Below are 17,341 nucleotides of genomic sequence, written 5' to 3'. Positions count from 1 at the left end.
CTAACGAAATTTTAAATAGACCTCACTTGGTTCAAGGGCTTCCATGTGACTAAAATAAACGGGAAGTTCTTCCAAAACAGCTTCAATCAAATAATCAGTTCCCCGGAAATACGAGCGCAATACCTGTACTTTATATGGAGTTCTTTCCGCGGTTACTGCCCAATCGTTTGGGAGTAGTACCCGCTTTACCGCATTAGGATAATGGGTTTCAGGAAGGACGGTGACTTCATCAAAGAATCCAGCTTGATAGGCATTCGCTACATTATGATACAAGTGTTCGGGAGTAGCGAGCACTTCTATGGTGCCTTGTCGCAACATTAGGATTCGGTCGGAAAAGGCTAACGCCTCCTGAGCATCGTGGGTTGCGGTGATGCAGCTGATGGTATTCTTTTTTAGGTATTGGTATAACTGCCGTCTGAGTTTGTTTTTTCGAAAGGTATCAATATGACTAAAAGGCTCGTCAAGTAACAGCAATTCTGGTTTCTTGGCCAAGGCTCGAGCCAATGCTACCCGTTGTTTTTGTCCGCCGCTCAAGGTTTTTACCAAAACGTTTCGATATTCTGAAAGCTCCACAACCTTTAATAACTCTTCGATTCGCTGCGTCTCTTCCGGAAAGGACTGACCACTTAAAAAGTCACCCACATTTTCTTCCACCGTGGTAAATGGCATCACATTGGGCTCTTGTGCTACCAACTTCATAAAGGGTTCTCCCGGGACGAGGTGGTGCGAGGGTCCTAGCAAGGTTTCGCCCTTCCACGATAACGATGTCTGTTCTAACGGAAGCAATCCGTAAATAAGGTGTAGTAAGGTAGATTTACCGCAACCGCTTTCTCCCAGAACAGCGAGATGCTCTCCAGCGGGTAGCGTGAATGCTATCTCCTTTAAAATAAGGGAATCTTTATATGCAAAGCCATCTATGGCAACCTTCAGCATTCTTATAAATTATTAAAAAGGGGCGGTTCTGTACTTCAGAACACGCCCCCATTTTTTAGTGCATTGAGACCCCCTATTCTTTCAGGTTCTCGTTGACTTTTTCGGGCAACACCTCATAACCCATGTTGTATAGTGTGAACCCGAAAATATCGGCGTATTGTTCAATCGTTTTGCTCACTGGCGTTCCAGCTCCATGTCCGGCGTCGGTTTCAATCCGAATAACGACCGGGTTTGCGCCCGTATGCTTTTCTTGCAGCTCAGCAGCGAATTTGAAGCTGTGAGCAGGCACCACTCTGTCATCATGATCCCCAGTGGTGATCAAGGTTGCGGGATAGGAAACGCCGTCTTTTACATTGTGAACTGGTGAATATCCTTTCAAGTAATTGAACATTTCCTCACTCTCTTCGGCGGTACCATAATCATAGGCCCACCCGGCACCTGCCGTGAACGTGTGGTAGCGTAACATATCGAGCACCCCTACTGCGGGAAGCGCAACTTTCATTAAATCAGGTCGCTGCGTCATAGTGGCACCAACAAGAAGTCCGCCATTAGAGCCTCCTCGTATGGCGAGGTAATCACTTGATGTGTATTGCTCGTCGATAAGATATTCGGCTGCGGCGATAAAATCGTCAAACACATTTTGTTTGTTCAATTTAGTACCCGCTTTATGCCATTCTTTTCCATACTCGCCACCACCTCTTAGGTTGGCCACTGCATAGATTCCGCCTTGTTCCATCCACACGGCATTGGTGATGCTGAAAGAAGGGGTGAGACTAATATTAAAACCTCCGTAGCCATATAAGATGGTAGGATTTGTGCCATCTTTTTCTAGTCCTTTCTTATGGGTAATAATCATGGGGATTTTAGTACCGTCTTTCGAGGTATAGAATACTTGTTCGCTTACATAGTTGGCAGGGTCAAAATCAATTTCTGGCGCGCGATATAATGCTGAAGTTCCCGACTCAATATCATATTTATAAATACTCGATGGTGTCACGTAATTGGTAAAGGAATAATAGAGTTCTTTCTCCTCTTTTTTGCTTCCGAAACCATTGGCACTACCAATCCCAGGTAGGGAAATCTCGCGCACTAGATTTCCATCGTAATCGTACTGCATTACTTGAGATACCGCATCTACCATGTATTCGGTAAAGAAATACCCTCCTCCAGTAGACGGACTCAAGACATGCTCGGTCTCAGGAATAAAATCGGTCCAATGCTGTGGTGTTGGTTGATCGATGGTCGCAGTGACGATTTTTCTATTGGGAGCATTGAGATTGGTGACAAAGTAGAGGGTTTCTCCTTTGGTATCAATCAAATAGGTATCGCTATCGGTGTGGTCGAGCACTGTTATAAGCTTGCTGTTGGGACTCTGAAGATCTTTCAGGAATAATTTATTTCCAGAGGTAGATACGCTTGCTGTAATTTGCAACCAGCGATTGTCTTCGGAAACATTGGCGCCCACATAGCGATGTTTTTCGGCTTCAGTGCCACCAAAAATCAATTGATCGTCACGTTGTGAGGTGCCCAGTTTATGATAGTACAGTTTGTGTTGGTCGGTTTTGGCGGAAAGCTCACTACCCTCAGGCTTGTCGTAGCTGGAATAGTAGAAGCCTTCATTGCCTTTCCAGGCCAGATTACTAAACTTGATATCAACTAAGGTATCTTCAACAATTTCTTTTGTTTCAGCATTCATAACTAGCACTTTTCGCCAATCGCTACCGCCTTCAGAGATGCTGTAGGCGGCGACTTTTCCGTTTTCGGAAAAGCTCAACCCTCCAAGAGAAATTGTTCCATCGTCCTTAAAGGTATTAGGGTCTAAAAAAACCTCAGCAGAATCAGGGTCCTCCCCGGTTTTATAGCGATAGATAACATACTGATTCTGGAGTCCGTCATTTTTGTAGAAGTAAGTATAATCTCCTTCTTTATACGGAGCGCTTATTTTTTCGTAGTTCCACAATTTGGTGAGACGCTGCTTCAATTCATCCCGGAACGGTATGGTTTCTAAGTAGCCGAAAGTGACCTTGTTCTGTCGTTGCACCCAATCGGCTGTTTCGTCACTTCGGTCATCTTCTAACCACCGATAAGGATCTTTAACCTCCGTACCAAAATAGGTGTCTACAGTATCAACTTTCTTGGTGTCAGGGTAGGTAAGCACGGCGGTCTCTTTTTTGGGTTCAGTGTTGCATGACAGCATAGCGAGAGACGCCATTGATGCCACTAATAATTGCTTCATAGGAAAAGGTTTAAAGAAGCAATAAAGGTACAAAATCCGAGATCATATACCCCATCAATATTGAAAAAGAGGGCGATAGGCTTTCCAGTACTTATAAATTAAGAGGATGTTCAACGACACCACGACCAAGGCGCCCCAAATATCAGAAAGGTCGAGAAACAAGTGGAACAGTAAAATATTAAGGGAAATGGGAACCAGCAGCAGCAAAGCAAAAGCGACCCATTTATTCAGCAGTAAAAGCAATCCGATCAACAGTTCAAATAGGGCAATTAAGTATAGAACGTATCCGGTGGCATCTAGAGAGGCAATAAAGTCGGCAGCCTCTTCCGGAAATTCAGGAACGGGTAGAAAGCCGATAAATTTGTTGAGACCAAAGACAATGAGAAACAGGCCAAGGAGCCAACGCAGGATTTTGGTATAAGAAGCAGTCATAATGGGTTGGGTTAGTGGTTTGTTTTATTAAGATACGTAAAAAGTTGATATGTAGCGGTCAAGCGCCATTTTTGAGTATAAAAAAAGGCCTTTTCGCAAGAAAAGGCCTTCGTATATGTAGTAGTGTCTGTTACTTCTTAATGAAGCGTTGCGTTTGAATGTTTCCATCTTGCATGACCCGAAGGATATAATTTCCGGCGGTTAGTGCTGAAACATTTAATTGTTGGTTTTCAAGCGATCCATTCATCACACGACGTCCCTGGATGTCGAAGACCGAATAAATAGCGTTGTCGAGCCCATTAGGCATGTCTAAATTCAAAAGATCCTGTGTTGGATTTGGGTACAGGATAAGCGTTTCCGTCAAGAAATCTTCGAGGCCAAAGGTACTGCCTTCTTCCACCGTGATTACTTCATTGATGTTCGGGTTACTTACTTCATCTACAGCACCTGATGGCCAATAGATGGTAAGTCGGTCGATGCTAGTATCTGCTCCAATGCCAAAGTGAGTACGCATGGTGCTCATAAAACGGAATCCTTCTCCACTGCGTACATCACGAATTTGAACACCCGAGTCGGTTTCAATTTCCACACGCGCGCCGATCCCGTGAATATTACTTTCCACGCCTACAGTGTTGATCGCAATCCAATTATTGCTATTGCCCACGTTGTAGTAAATACTTCCTCCAATAAAGGCATCTAAAAAACCGTCATTGTTAAGATCACCAACGGCACCATTACTGGAAGATAACACATTGCTTTCCACGGTAAAGGTCATATCGCCATTTCCAAGAAGAATATTTCCGTTGGAAAGTACGTCCAAGTTTCCATCATTATTAAAGTCCCCGGGGCAATTTTCAATTCCGGTAGCGCTAAAGCCCATCAAACCAGAGCTTTCGATCACATCGGTAAACGTTCCGTCGCCATTATTTTGCATCAAGCGGTGAAACCCATCCGTGGTAGTACTGGCACCAATCCAAATATCCATGTCTCCATCGTTGTCATAATCTCCCCAAGCCGAAGACCAGGTTTGCATAGAGTCTTCGAGATTGGTTGCTGCGCCAATTTCTGAAAAGGTTCCGTCCCCATTATTGTTGTGAAGTTCATTATCGCGTCGGTCTGGGCCACCACCACACTTAGCGATAAACAGGTCCATATCACGATCGTTGTCATAATCAATCCAAACAGACCCGTAATTTCCGCCGGAAGGAAAGTCGCCTAACCCTCCCTGGAAGTGGGTTAAATTGCCATCACCATCATTGAGATAATACACGTTTGGTTCTACATCGTGACATACAAAAGCGTCCAGGTGTCCGTCATTATTGATGTCTACAAAATTAGAGCGCTGCGAAAACACAAATTCAGGCCCCGAAACTTCCGTAAAGCCGGTACCGTCATTGTTGGCGCGCATAAACGTAACGCCGCTTCCTCCTCCATACAGAAGGTCCGTATATCCGTTACGATCGTAATCTGCAGCCGCTAAAGACCAAGAAGGGTTGTAATCTGCGGGAGTGGTGGTAATATTTGTTTCCACAAACGAACCATCTTCTTGTTGGTAAAAGATTTGCACGTTCGTGCTAGTTACGGAAACCACATCGTCTAAATAGTCGCCATTCATATCCACAACTGCACGATCGGTTCCTGAGGTACCAATGGAAGAAATGGTAAAAGACAAATCACCGCCAGCGCGCTGTTGTCCAAAGGAATAGGTTGTCAAAAAGACACACAAAAGGAGTATTGATTTTTTCATAATGAAATTTTAAGCTAGATTATTAATCACAAGTTCCTGATAATGAGTTGATCCAGTCGGCCACTAAGGCAACGGCGTCATCGTGTATCAAGGTGCGCCCAAGCAAGGGCATTCTATATTCTTCGGCTTCCGTATCAATTCGGAAGTATAAAACAGATTCATTGATATTTCCGGGCACAACAATGTTGGTTTGTCCTGGAATAGGGGTGTCAGGAGTCACACAGATTCCCATATTTGCGGGGTCGTCATTTTCACTGAACGCAAAACGCAAAGGACGATAGTCACAATGTCCCCCATCCGAATGACAACTGGCGCAGTTGATATCCACATACGATCGCATTCTTAAATCGAGTGATTGGGAGGTATCTGTATAATCTACAACCGTATTGATGGTAGTAGGAAGGTCATTTTCTAGGTATCCTAAGGTTATAAACTTTTGCAATTGATTGGTCAATCCATCTGCATAGGGATACTCCTTATCGAGGTTTTGCGGTTTCATTCCGATGGGTGTGTTACTGTCAAACGACTTATGACAGGTAAAGCATTCACTTTCCGAAGGAATTCTGTATGTGGTACTTCGACTCATTCCGTCATCATCAATCCAAGAAATAGGAACATTGGCGCCATCCAAATTGAAGAACGCCTCGCTTTGATCTTCATTCCAAATATAGTCAGCAAAAATCCACCCTTCTTCCTTTCGGATCATCAAACGGGTTTCGAGAATTTGGGTTTCATTGGCTGGCTGCACATTATCGTAGAAAAATGATTTAATAAGAACGGTTCCTACAGGAAAATCTAACACATCAGCATCGGAAACGTAGGAGGCCCTCACGCCGTTGGGCATCCAAAGGTATCGGTTTTTATGCGCGTAGTCGGTAAATAGAGCACTTATGGGCTCATACGGTACGACACCGTAGACCGGATTTTGGTCGGCCATAGTACCTTCAAAAAAGTTGTATTCCGATAGGGTATCGTATGGCACTTCATTGATGTCGAAGTTCACTGGAGAAAACGGCAAAACATTTATCGTAACCGTTCCGGTATCGCAATTTCCCCCTTCAGCATCACATACGGTATAGGTAAAAGTGGTTTCTCCCACATAGCTCCCGTCCGGTTGATACGATGCGATATCGTCCAACACATTGGTGGGGGTGTTATTGGGGTCCAAGAGCGAAACCATTCCAGAACCGGGTTCGCTGAAGGTTATTCGTGCATCTTCGGGAACATTCTCGTCATTGCTTAATATGGCAAGTTCTAAGGTAGCATTCTGAAATGTTTCTCCTGAGTCCGGTTGCGCGCTAATAGGCAGGCTGATTCCTCCGCCATCATCGCTATCATCATTAACGTCGGAATATCCGTTGTCATCCGACTTACACGCTTGAAACAGCAGAAGTATTGTTGCAATAAATAAAAGTTTCTGAACCGTATTTTTCATCACCATAGCATCATGATTAGTAAAGACTTTACAATCAGTTATTGAAAGCCCCTAAATGTACTAAAAAGATTTTATTCCGAAGGGCTGAAATAATAATGGTCCTTACCCATACCTTCTCGACTTATTCGGAAGAAAATAACGGCCGATAGGCTCCCCGGTGAACATACATTAAATAGCCGTTTACCAAAAGCACCAAAGCGGCTGGAGCCATATTGGGTAGGTTCACAAAGAGGTGGAAAAGCACTAAGTTGATCGAAATAGGAACGAGCATCACCAAAGCGAAAGGCACCCATTTCTTTAAGATCAAAAGAACTCCAACCACAATTTCAGTAATTCCTACGGCATCCATAAGATAGCCTTTTCCTGTTGGCGACTGTCCTGAATAGCGAAGGGCCTTAAAGAGGTGTTCGGCTTCTGGAAAGCCGGTAAAGTCAAAATCTGCTAAAAACCAAAAAAACTTGTTGAAGCCAAAAGTGAGTAATAATAGTCCGAGACCCAGACGCAAGATAAGATGAAGAATTTTCATGGTAAGGTATTGTTTTAGGCCTGCTTAGACGGGTCCTATCCTCTACACTTACAAAAAGCCCTTACACCCACTGTTGGGAGACCAGATACTCGGCAATTTGAACAGCGTTAGTGGCGGCTCCTTTTCGAAGATTATCACTTACAATCCAAAGATGAAGTGTGTTGGGCTGCGTTTCATCCCGGCGAATGCGTCCCACAAACACCTCATCTTTATCATGCGCATACATAGGCATGGGGTAGGTGTTGGTGTGTGGATTATCCTGAACTACGATCCCCGGAGTGTTATGTAGTAGTTTTCGTACTTCGGAAAGATCAAAATCTTTTTGAAACTCAACGTTAACCGATTCACTATGTCCGCCGGAAGTTGGTATGCGCACCGCAGTCGCGGTTACTGAAAAGGATCGGTCCTCTAAAATTTTCTGTGGCTCTCTGGCAAGTTTCATTTCTTCCTTTGTGAAACCGTTCTCTTCAAACACATCGCAGTGGGGGAGTGCGTTTCTGTGGATGGGATAAGGATACGCCATGGGTCCCGAGACCCCGGCCATTTCATTTTCCATTTGCTGCACGGCTTTGACTCCGGTTCCTGAAACCGATTGATAGGTAGAAACCACGACGCGCTTCGCTTGATATTTACGATGCAGTGGTGCTAACGCCATTACCAACTGAATCGTTGAGCAATTGGGGTTTGCAATGATTTTATCTGACGCAGTCAATGCGGAAGCATTTATTTCTGGCACAATCAGTTTTTTGTCGGGATCCATGCGCCAGGCCGAAGAATTATCAATCACTGTGGTGCCCACTGCTGCAAATTGGGGCGCAAATTCTAATGAGGTACTGCCACCTGCTGAAAAAATAGCGATGTCCGGACAGGCTTCCAACGCTGCCTGAATAGAAATTACTGGGTATTCGGTTCCTTGGAATGAGAGTGTTGTTCCTACGGAACGTTCCGAAGCGACCAACAGCAATTCTGAGAACGGAAAGTTGCGTTCTGCCAGAACTTTAAGCATCACAGCACCTACCATACCAGTGGCTCCAACAACAGCGAGTTTCATATGTTCCTTTTGGTTCAAAAATACGGCAATGATCGAAAATAGTGCCCATGAAGGCACAAAAAAAGACCCTCCCGATGTTGGGAGGGTTTAGGGTTATGTATGTAGTGTAGCGGTCGCTACGGTTATTTCTTCTTCAATTCGTCTCGAATCTCGATCAAAATATCCTTTTCAGAAGGTCCTGGGTCTGGCGCCGGTGCTTCTTCTTTCTTTTTACGCACTTTCGCATACGACTTGACAATTAAGAAGAGAACAAATCCTACAATCACAAGATTGATAAGCGCATTCACCCATTTTCCGTACATCACTGCGTTTTCGGGCTCAATTACTTCACCGTCAGCGCCAACTACCGCTTCGTCAAGCACGTATTTCATGTCGGCGAAATCCAAACCGCCGGCAAAATGACCAACAATAGGCATCATGATGTCATTAGTAAAACCAGTGACCACCATTCCGACTGCGCCTGCTAAGATTACTGCTACCGCCAAGTCAACGACGTTACCAGTCATGATAAAATCTCTAAATTCTTTTAACATGTTACGAGGTTTTAAGGTTAGTGGGGTGAAGGTACGAAATAAGTTTAATTTGGGAAGGAAACTTTTACTCCTGCGGCCATTTTATGCATTGACGATAACGCGCGTAACACGTTGCGAAATAGCGGTTAACAATTCGTACGGAATGGTATGCGCGCGTTTTGAGAGTGTCGCCGCTGGTTGCTCGCTTCCGAAGAATATGGCCTCATCGCCTGCCTTACAATCGATATTTGTGACATTCACCATCAACATGTCCATACAGACGTTTCCTACAATTGGAGCCGGTGTCCCCTGAATCAAAAATTGTCCCACGCCATTGCCGTACGCTCTCGAGATGCCATCGGCATGCCCCAGTGCCAGTGTGGCAATGCGTTCGGGTCCAGCTGCTGTGTACGCTCGGTTATAACCAACCGTTTCTCCCGCTGCGACCTCGTGGATTTGTGTGATGACCGTTTTAAGGGTAGCCACCGGACGAAGTTTTTGGTTCAGGGCATCAGAGTTCCCATACCCATACAGTCCGATTCCCGTGCGGACCATATCAAAATGCGCTTCCGGATAATTAAAAATGGCCGAAGTGTTGCTTTGGTGTCGCCACGGACGATGGGGCAGGATCTTTTCAACACCATCAGCAAGTTCTTTAAATTGTTTTATTTGGTGTTGGGTAAAGGCTGCTTCGGAAGGGTCTTCACTAGCCACCAAGTGTGAAAATAACGAGGCTACTTTTAGGGCGTTCATTCTTGGTAGCTTCTCTTGCAGATAGGGAAGCTCTTCTTTTCCGAAGCCCAATCGATTCAAGCCAGTATTAAACTTAATATGAACGGGATAATCTGTTTGCTTTTTTTTCTGGGCGACCGTATGAAAATGCGCTAAAATATCGGAACTGTAAATTGCGGGTTCCAGACAGGCATCAATGATACGCTCGCAGTGAATGGGCAATGTGTGTAGCACCAGGATGGGCAGGGTAATTCCCGCCTTCCGCAAGGCGATTCCCTCATCGGCATAGGCAACAGCAACATAAGAAACCCCTAAGTCGATTAGTTTCCTAGCCACGGCAATAGCATCGCTACCATACCCAAATGCCTTGACGACCGCCATCACCTTGGTCTCTTCGGAAAGTGTCGCGGTAATGAATTTGTAATTATGGGTTAGGGCCTGAAGATCAATCTCCAAAACCGATTGTTGCGTCTGCATGTTAGGCCTGTTTTTTTGACGGAAGCTCTTCGGCATCTTTAACGTCCATCTTTCGCACCTTCTCTCGAAGCACCGCCTTAAAATAGGCAGCTCTGCTGAGCGGTTCGTATTCGTCGGTTTCTCCCAGCAGCACCAGATCGTCGCTCTGTGCCTTACGATAGCTGTAATTCGCAAGATTTCCTGTTCGGGTGCACACGGCATGGACTTTTGTGACATATTCGGCTGTGGCCATTAATGCGGGCATCGGACCAAATGGATTTCCTTTGAAATCCATGTCCAACCCTGCCACAATCACGCGAACACCCCGATTGGCCAGATCGTTACACACTTTGACGATCTCATCATCAAAAAACTGTGCTTCATCGATACCAATTACATCGCAATTATCAGCCAGAATAGGAATGTTGGCAGCAGCGGGTACCGGCGTCGAACGAATCTCATTACTGTCGTGCGAGATCACTTTTTCTTCGTCATAGCGTACATCGACCGTAGGCTTGAAAATTTCGACTTTTTGACGCGCAAATTGAGCGCGTTTCAAACGGCGAATCAATTCTTCGGTCTTTCCAGAAAACATAGAGCCGCAGATCACTTCGATCCAGCCAAATTGCTCTTTTTGATTGACGGTGTTTTCTAGAAACATAAGTTCTTTCAGAATAAAAAGGAAATCCTTGACGTTTACCTATAGGATGCGTAAATTTAACAAAACAATAGGGAGCGGAAAGCGATAACGATAAAAAATTATGAAGAAGCAACTTCTCAGTGAAATACAACAACTCGCACAGCATCTTGCCGGTGCCTCAGAGGAGGTCAACACGGCACAACTGAAGATCGCTGTGGGGGTCTTATATGAAAAATTGGCGGTGTTGGAATACCTCGAACACCAGTTGAAGGATGATGATAACGCGAGCTCCAAAGGCGCGGAATCGTTCGACTCGAAGTCGTTTCGGGAGCAGCAGTGGTTTGCAGATCCACAACCGGTGCCACAACCCGAGCACAAGGAAGATCTAGTGGAGCCGGTCATTGAAAAAATTAAGGATTTGGTGGCACAAATGCCCGAACAATCCCAAAAGGTAGATCAATTACTGGAAGAGATTCTTCCGAAGAAACACTATCAGAAGAACGATCTGGAAGAGTTTGCTTCCAATTTTCAAGAAATGCCCGTGTTCGAACGAAAACAGCAAGACAGTGCCTCCAATCGGTTACAGGAAAAGGAGCCTAGCAAAGGGGTGTCACCAAGCTCTGAAAAAAAGAAGCTCATCAACGATCTTGGGATGAGCGAAAAACCAAGGTCCATCAATGACTCGGTATCTAACGGAGTGCAAATCGGACTCAATGATCGCCTTGCGTACATCAAGCATCTTTTTGATGGCAGTGCCGAAGATTACAATCGGGTGCTGTCGCAATTGAGCGCTTTTTCCTCCTATGAGGAGGCCGAAACCTTTTTAAAAGGTAAGGTAAAGCCAGCGTATAATTACTGGCTTCAAAAAGAGGAATATGCCGATCGGTTCATGACCGCCGTGGAAAAACGATTTCAATAATCTTTTCATAAATGGGAAAACTCTATCTGGTTCCCACCCCCATCGGAAATCTGGAAGATATGACACTGCGTGCCATTACGGTGCTGCAGCAAGCAGATCTTATTCTGGCAGAAGACACGCGCACCAGTGGCAAACTCTTGAAACACTTTGAGATTTCGACCCCTATGCAATCGCATCATATGCATAATGAGCATAAAACGGTTCCCGCAATCGTTGCTCGCATTCAAGGTGGAGAAACCGTGGCGCTCATAAGCGATGCCGGGACTCCTGCTATTAGCGACCCAGGATTTCTTTTAGTACGGGCCTGTGTGCAGGAAGGAGTTACGGTAGATTGTCTACCAGGGGCGACCGCCTTCGTTCCGGCCTTGGTAAATAGTGGTCTTCCGAACGACCGCTTTGTTTTTGAAGGCTTCTTACCCGTAAAGAAAGGACGCCAAACACGATTGCTCACCTTGACGGAAGAAACAAGAACGATGGTTTTTTACGAGTCTCCACATAAATTGGTGAAAACTCTGGGACAGTTTGTGGAATACTTCGGTGGCGAGCGACCGGCCTCGGTTTCTAGAGAGGTTTCGAAGCTTCATGAAGAAACGATTCGGGGAACACTTTCAGATGTGCTTCAGCATTTCGAGCAACACCCGCCCAAGGGAGAACTGGTAGTGGTAGTGGGAGGAAAGAAGTGAGCACTTGAGAATTCTTACATTGCCTGTAAAAGTGAGAAATACTCACGACTTTTTGTAATTTCTTCCGCACTGTTGAAGCGGTCTATTTCCTTAAAGTCGGTATCAAAAATGTAAAAGACGGGTGTTTCCACATCAATCTCTTTTCCCATTATGAGTTGTGTCGTTCCAAATGCATCATACTTTCTAACCATTCGATATCGTTTGCCGTCAATCGTCTTTTCAAAATCTGAAAGCATCCGATTTCCTAAATAATATTGATGGGTGTATACGATTCCTTCTTTTACGACGATTTCCTGTTCGACCGTTCCTTCAGAATCATAAAATATTTTTTCTGTATCCTCTTCGCCGTTGGTAAAGGATCCTTCGGAACGCAAAATGCCATTTTTGTGATAGGTTAGTACCGGACCGTGCTGCACACTCGTTTTATAGGTTTCTAACGCTTCGGGTTGTTCGTTTTCATCAAACCGAATGAGTTGTCCTTGTAAAAACCCTTTTGACACATCGAACTCTTCAATCATCTTTCCGTTTCGCGTAATCACGTAATGACCATCCATTATTTCGTTGTCTTTGGTCACATAGCCCCGACGATTTTTCTTGTCAACTACGTAGCGGTATTCGGTGACATCCAGGGTATCTATAACGTCAACCTGTGAAGCGAGTAGCGCTTCAGGAAGGTGGTTGCAGGAAATTAAACTACTAAGAAAAAGGAAACCTAAAAAATACTTCATGCCGGCAAGATATCATTTTATTGGTGTTTCCCGCGCTCCCAACCGTGTTTTCCTAAATAGTGTTCGCCACTTTCCACGGCTCCCTCTTCTATAGTTGTTCCCATAGAGTCATTCCAACGGTTTAAATAACCGAACAACGAAATGACACCCAGCATTTCAACAATCTCACCCTCATCCCAATACTGGTGCAAGCGCTTTTGAATAGATTCGTCAACGGCGTTTGGTACTTGAGATGCGGCCAGGGAAAAATCGAGCGCAGCTCGTTCCGCTTCTGAAAATGCCGGATGAGTTCGATATTCCCAAATATTTTCCAGCTGCTCTTGCTCGGCTCCGTAGCGTTCGGCAGCCCGAATGGCGTGTGCCTGACAATAACGACAACCGGTGGCGTTGCTACTTACCCAGGCGATCATTCGTTTTAAGGCGGAGGTGACACGCCCTTCATTGGCCATGACGGCTTTGTTGAGGTTGATGAATGCCTTGCTGATGGCAGGCCTACGTTGCATAGTAAGCACGCTATTCGGACAAAACCCTAGCGTTTCATTGAAAAATTCGGCAAGTTCTTGAGTTTCTTGATCGTGATCAGGAGGCAAAGGAGTTACGAGTGGCATTTTTCAAAAGTTTATCCGAAACTACTGAAATATTTCAAATAGCTCACTGTTTAACCAGCTTTATTACACGGTTTTCGATTTTCAAAAAGTAGATGCCGTTTTGAACAGATGTCAAATCAATTTTTGAAGATTTTTCAGACAGGTTTCCTTCAGAAATCAACCTGCCACTACTGTCGAAAACAGCGTATTCAAAATGGTTGGTCTGAGATGACACTGTAAATATTCCTGTAGCAGGATTTGGATATACAGAAATAGCACCTTTTTCTTGGTCTGCAACCCCTAAAGGATTATTCAGCAACTTGGTTAATACAAAATCGATATCATTATTAAACCAATGAGACCACCCAACACCTAAAAGTGAGCCATCATTCAGCAATACAGTATCCTTTCCATCAAAAACGTCCGTATAATACGTTCCATCATTTGCAAAAGATGTATCAATCGCACCATTGGAAAAATATCTTTTTACCGTATAAAAGTGAGTTTCAAAACATTCTGAGGTATTTCCTGACAGTAAATACCGACCATTAGGCTGCACCATAATTTTATTTGGAAAAAAGTGAACGCCTTCTATCGGGATACTTCCCTTATTCCCAAAACCTTGATCTACAGTTCCATCAAATAAAAACCTGTGCAGGGTGCGTTGTTGACCAGAAAGGCAGAGGTTGGAGGTTCTAGCTAAAAGAATACCATCTTCAGTAACGTGTCCTAATATTCGCAAAGGCCCAGGCACAAAATACTGAACAATGGCTCCTGAAACTCCGAAGGACATATCTAAATTTCCTTCCAAATCCACTTTAGCAATCCTGGCAAAACTATTTGTTGGGCTCGCCATTTTCATAAACAGGTAGAAATGACCCTCAAAAAATTCAATATTAACCAATTCATCTTCATTGGCTGCCACTAACGTTCTTTTATACCCGTTATCTCCATACGTCACATCAACTGCGCCATCTTCCAGAAATCGCCTCATTTCAATGTATAAAGCATCGTTTATATAGCTCGTACCCACCAATAGAATTTTTCCATTTTCTACGACCATCATTTTTTTTATCGTTCCTTCAGGAACTTCGATATAGGTGGATCCACCTGTTCCAAATGACAGGTCTACAGTTCCATCCTCAAAAAATTTGGTAAGGCTAAAAGTAGTGTATGTTGACGTAGGCCCTAGCACCAAAAAATCATTGTTATCAATAAATTCAAAATCAAAAAAGCGCTCGTAGTCAATTATCCCGTCTCCTAAGAATATACCGTCTGATCCAAAAGAACTGTCAAGCGCTCCATTTGGCAAATAGCGTGCTAGGGTATAGAAGTTTCCAGAACTTAACCCTGAATTTCCGCCAATCAATATTTTTCCGTCATCTTGTACAATTGCGCTACTAATCATATCGTGGTCTCCCGTAATATCGGTTTGAATGTACCCTTCTATTCCGAAGGAAGTGTCAAGGATTCCGTCTTGCGAGAACATCGAATATACGCAGAACAGTGAATAAAGAATAAGCAGCTTTTTCATAACACAGATTAAGATAAGGGAAGTATTCTCTAAATGTAGGGAATTCACAAATAACTAAAAAACCGCGACACATAAAGGGATGTATCGCGGTTTAATTGGTTAGTTAGAGATTAGATTATCTGCAGAACAGCACACGATCTTCAATGTTATCGTGCTGATGCTCGCCATTGGTGAGTTTTAGTTCCACACTCAACCTAACTTCATAAGCACAGGGCTCTAGCTTCTCAAATGGTCCTGTGTATCCTGAAGAGCCATACGCTTCTGCTCCCGGAGTAGCGTAATTAATCGGTTCAAAATTCTGAGTGGCTCCCTTCCCTTTGAAGTGAATTGAAACGTTCCCTAGGTTTGGATTGGCCGCCGTATAGTTCACATGAAGACTGTTCGAAATTTTATTACAACCGTTTCCGGGGCCGGTCAATTCTTTTAAATCTACCGTTGCAACTCCCAGTTGTGAAGAATTCGTCGTGGGCGACCAAGATCCTCCCTTTTTTACATTTAGATACGTGATATTGAACATTGCCAACGGGCGAGAGTAGCCGGCTGCAACTTCGGTAGTACTACCTTGCTCTCGTTTCCACATGCGCAACGCAAAATATTCATTCTCTTGTAAAGAGTCAGGGGGCGACTGTCCGGGCTGTACAGCGCTTTGCCCTGGCGTTAGCCAGTTCATATCTACAGTGCCACCAGATAGTTTGCTAGTCACTAATTTGATTAGCGAACCATTCAAGTGAAGTTGTGCATCCTGAGGCACCTGAATCCAATGGTCTGCGGTCATTGTTACTTTTTTAATAGTTCCAAACGAAGTTACGCTGTCATTTCTTTTGATTCGATATGAGGTGTATTTCCATACCGGAAATATTTGAGTGACCTTAGTACCGATTTCATTTTCTGCCATTTCATCTTCTGTTATGGGTTTCCATGCGGCCTCAGGAATGGTACTGAGGTCTACAGACGGGCTTGCTACTTTTACATATTCGAATTTATACTCCATAGGCTGCCCGTTTAGCTTTTTAGTGAGGGCACCCCGAAGATCTAAAGTGCTGTAAAATGCTTGTTCGTTAAAGTTGGCCTCTACTTTCCCAGTCGTTCTTCCGGTAGAAGGGTCAATGTTTAAGACAGGATGGTATTTACGTGCATTCCCTATTTGGTAGAACCCTGCGATTGGGTCGTCTGTTCCGCCCGGAATAGAGGGAGTGTCGTCTAGACAAAGCCGCACACACAAACAATTCCCTACGTTTTTTCTTCCGGTCTTTTGCGCTTCGGAAGGACTCTCGGCATAGAATTCTTGTCCTCCTACAGAATATTTGAAATATACATCGGGACCACTGTCAAAACTAAATGGCGGCGTAGTTTCTAAATTGATAAAAGGCGAGAGGAAGGTCTTTTTGAAGTCGATAGAGCGATATACAATGCAAAAACGACCTTCGCTATTGGTGATCGCGGTTCCCAGGGTATCGTCTGTGATGATATCATCATCCATGGCCGTCACTTCAATGCCTTGAATGGGTTCTTCCGACTTACAATTAAGCACCGTTCCGCAGATGACCCAAAGGTCTAATCGCTTCAGGATATAACACCAGATACGTTGTAGAATGGTGTGGTTCCAACTGGCTGCTAATCCGTTGTTGGTTTCTCGCCACTTGGGTTGCACGACATCCAGCAACACTTCAAACATGGTGAAGTTTTTAGGGAGCGCATCTCCATGCTGGCCGTAGTCGGGCATTTCATTATAATACAATACTACGGCTACGGCGCCTCCCTGGTAGTCGTTCTTTTCGCCGTCAATCTCAAAGGAAAAGTTCCCTTTTCGGTCGGTGGTCGTTTCCGCTAACAGTAGCTTCTTTCTGCTTTTTACTTGTTTTTCATCAAAAACCTGTGATACTTCTTTGCTCTGCGCGGCGGTATAGGCCGTAGCGGCGTTCGTAGTATCTTCTAAACGATAGAGCCGCACCACGGTGTTTGGTACCGAGTCACGCTGACCGTCACAAATGGAGGCAAAAAGCCTTCCGTTAAATACGTAGTTCATAATAATTGAGTTTTAGGTTATGCATTTCTTGAATTTCGAGAGGGTAAAGGTATTTTATGAAAGGAAGCTTCGGAAAGGATAACAACTGATAATCAACACGTTAAATACATGATACTTGTACGGTGAAAATACTATGTATCATAGGAAAAACCCTTTTTCAGAAA

At 44.3% G+C, this 17,341-nt stretch carries 16 protein-coding genes; 2 read left to right on the top strand and 14 right to left on the bottom strand.

All coding sequences use genetic code 11. The annotated features are described in order from the left end of the window. The 10 genes from PO830_RS07430 to PO830_RS07385 form a co-directional block, all read right to left on the bottom strand. Positions 1-933: an ABC transporter ATP-binding protein gene (locus tag PO830_RS07430; protein WP_272852916.1), complete on the bottom strand. Its 933-nt coding sequence runs from the start codon at positions 931-933 to the stop codon at positions 1-3. A gap of 73 nt (positions 934-1,006) precedes the next feature. After that, the gene (locus PO830_RS07425) at positions 1,007-3,169 is read right to left on the bottom strand and encodes a prolyl oligopeptidase family serine peptidase (RefSeq protein ID WP_272852915.1); all 2,163 of its coding nucleotides are present in this window, start codon (positions 3,167-3,169) and stop codon (positions 1,007-1,009) included. 54 nt (positions 3,170-3,223) lie between these two features. After that, complete coding sequence (locus tag PO830_RS07420; RefSeq protein WP_272852914.1) at positions 3,224-3,601, bottom strand: DoxX family membrane protein; 378 nt, start codon at positions 3,599-3,601, stop codon at positions 3,224-3,226. A 130-nt stretch (positions 3,602-3,731) separates the two neighbouring features. Next, on the bottom strand, positions 3,732-5,348 hold the full coding sequence (locus PO830_RS07415) for an FG-GAP-like repeat-containing protein (RefSeq protein ID WP_272852913.1): 1,617 nt from the start codon (positions 5,346-5,348) through the stop codon (positions 3,732-3,734). A gap of 22 nt (positions 5,349-5,370) precedes the next feature. Beyond that, positions 5,371-6,789, bottom strand: a complete 1,419-nt coding sequence (locus tag PO830_RS07410) for an Ig-like domain-containing protein (protein ID WP_272852912.1) — start codon at positions 6,787-6,789, stop codon at positions 5,371-5,373. A 115-nt stretch (positions 6,790-6,904) separates the two neighbouring features. Next, positions 6,905-7,309: a DoxX family membrane protein gene (locus PO830_RS07405; protein ID WP_272852911.1), complete on the bottom strand. Its 405-nt coding sequence runs from the start codon at positions 7,307-7,309 to the stop codon at positions 6,905-6,907. A gap of 61 nt (positions 7,310-7,370) precedes the next feature. After that, on the bottom strand, positions 7,371-8,360 hold the full coding sequence (locus PO830_RS07400) for an aspartate-semialdehyde dehydrogenase (RefSeq protein ID WP_272852910.1): 990 nt from the start codon (positions 8,358-8,360) through the stop codon (positions 7,371-7,373). A gap of 122 nt (positions 8,361-8,482) precedes the next feature. Next, positions 8,483-8,893 (bottom strand): large conductance mechanosensitive channel protein MscL, encoded by a 411-nt coding sequence (mscL, locus tag PO830_RS07395; RefSeq protein WP_272852909.1) that lies wholly within the window; start codon positions 8,891-8,893, stop codon positions 8,483-8,485. A gap of 81 nt (positions 8,894-8,974) precedes the next feature. Continuing rightward, entirely contained in the window at positions 8,975-10,081 is a 1,107-nt protein-coding gene (gene alr / locus PO830_RS07390) for an alanine racemase (RefSeq protein ID WP_272852908.1), read from the bottom strand. A 1-nt stretch (position 10,082) separates the two neighbouring features. Continuing rightward, on the bottom strand, positions 10,083-10,721 hold the full coding sequence (locus PO830_RS07385) for a thymidine kinase (protein WP_272852907.1): 639 nt from the start codon (positions 10,719-10,721) through the stop codon (positions 10,083-10,085). A gap of 100 nt (positions 10,722-10,821) precedes the next feature. Between PO830_RS07385 and PO830_RS07380 the strand changes: the two genes are divergently transcribed. Beyond that, complete coding sequence (locus PO830_RS07380; RefSeq protein ID WP_272852906.1) at positions 10,822-11,619, top strand: hypothetical protein; 798 nt, start codon at positions 10,822-10,824, stop codon at positions 11,617-11,619. Between the two features lie 11 nt (positions 11,620-11,630). Continuing rightward, complete coding sequence (gene rsmI, locus PO830_RS07375) at positions 11,631-12,302, top strand: 16S rRNA (cytidine(1402)-2'-O)-methyltransferase (protein WP_272852905.1); 672 nt, start codon at positions 11,631-11,633, stop codon at positions 12,300-12,302. Positions 12,303-12,316: 14 nt separating this feature from the next. Here the strand turns inward: rsmI and PO830_RS07370 are convergent, their stop codons facing one another. From PO830_RS07370 to PO830_RS07355, 4 genes are all read right to left on the bottom strand, one after another. Then, positions 12,317-13,030: a toxin-antitoxin system YwqK family antitoxin gene (locus PO830_RS07370; protein ID WP_272852904.1), complete on the bottom strand. Its 714-nt coding sequence runs from the start codon at positions 13,028-13,030 to the stop codon at positions 12,317-12,319. Positions 13,031-13,047: 17 nt separating this feature from the next. Beyond that, complete coding sequence (locus PO830_RS07365; protein WP_272852903.1) at positions 13,048-13,638, bottom strand: carboxymuconolactone decarboxylase family protein; 591 nt, start codon at positions 13,636-13,638, stop codon at positions 13,048-13,050. A gap of 43 nt (positions 13,639-13,681) precedes the next feature. Continuing rightward, positions 13,682-15,151, bottom strand: a complete 1,470-nt coding sequence (locus PO830_RS07360; protein WP_272852902.1) for a T9SS type A sorting domain-containing protein — start codon at positions 15,149-15,151, stop codon at positions 13,682-13,684. A gap of 115 nt (positions 15,152-15,266) precedes the next feature. After that, the gene (locus PO830_RS07355; RefSeq protein WP_272852901.1) at positions 15,267-17,177 is read right to left on the bottom strand and encodes a hypothetical protein; all 1,911 of its coding nucleotides are present in this window, start codon (positions 17,175-17,177) and stop codon (positions 15,267-15,269) included. Positions 17,178-17,341 lie beyond the last annotated feature (164 nt).

Origin of the sequence: Altibacter sp. HG106, from assembly GCF_028561755.1 — a bacterium.
Lineage (GTDB): Bacteria > Bacteroidota > Bacteroidia > Flavobacteriales > Flavobacteriaceae > DFVG01.
This window is presented reverse-complemented; position numbering and strand designations above follow the sequence as displayed.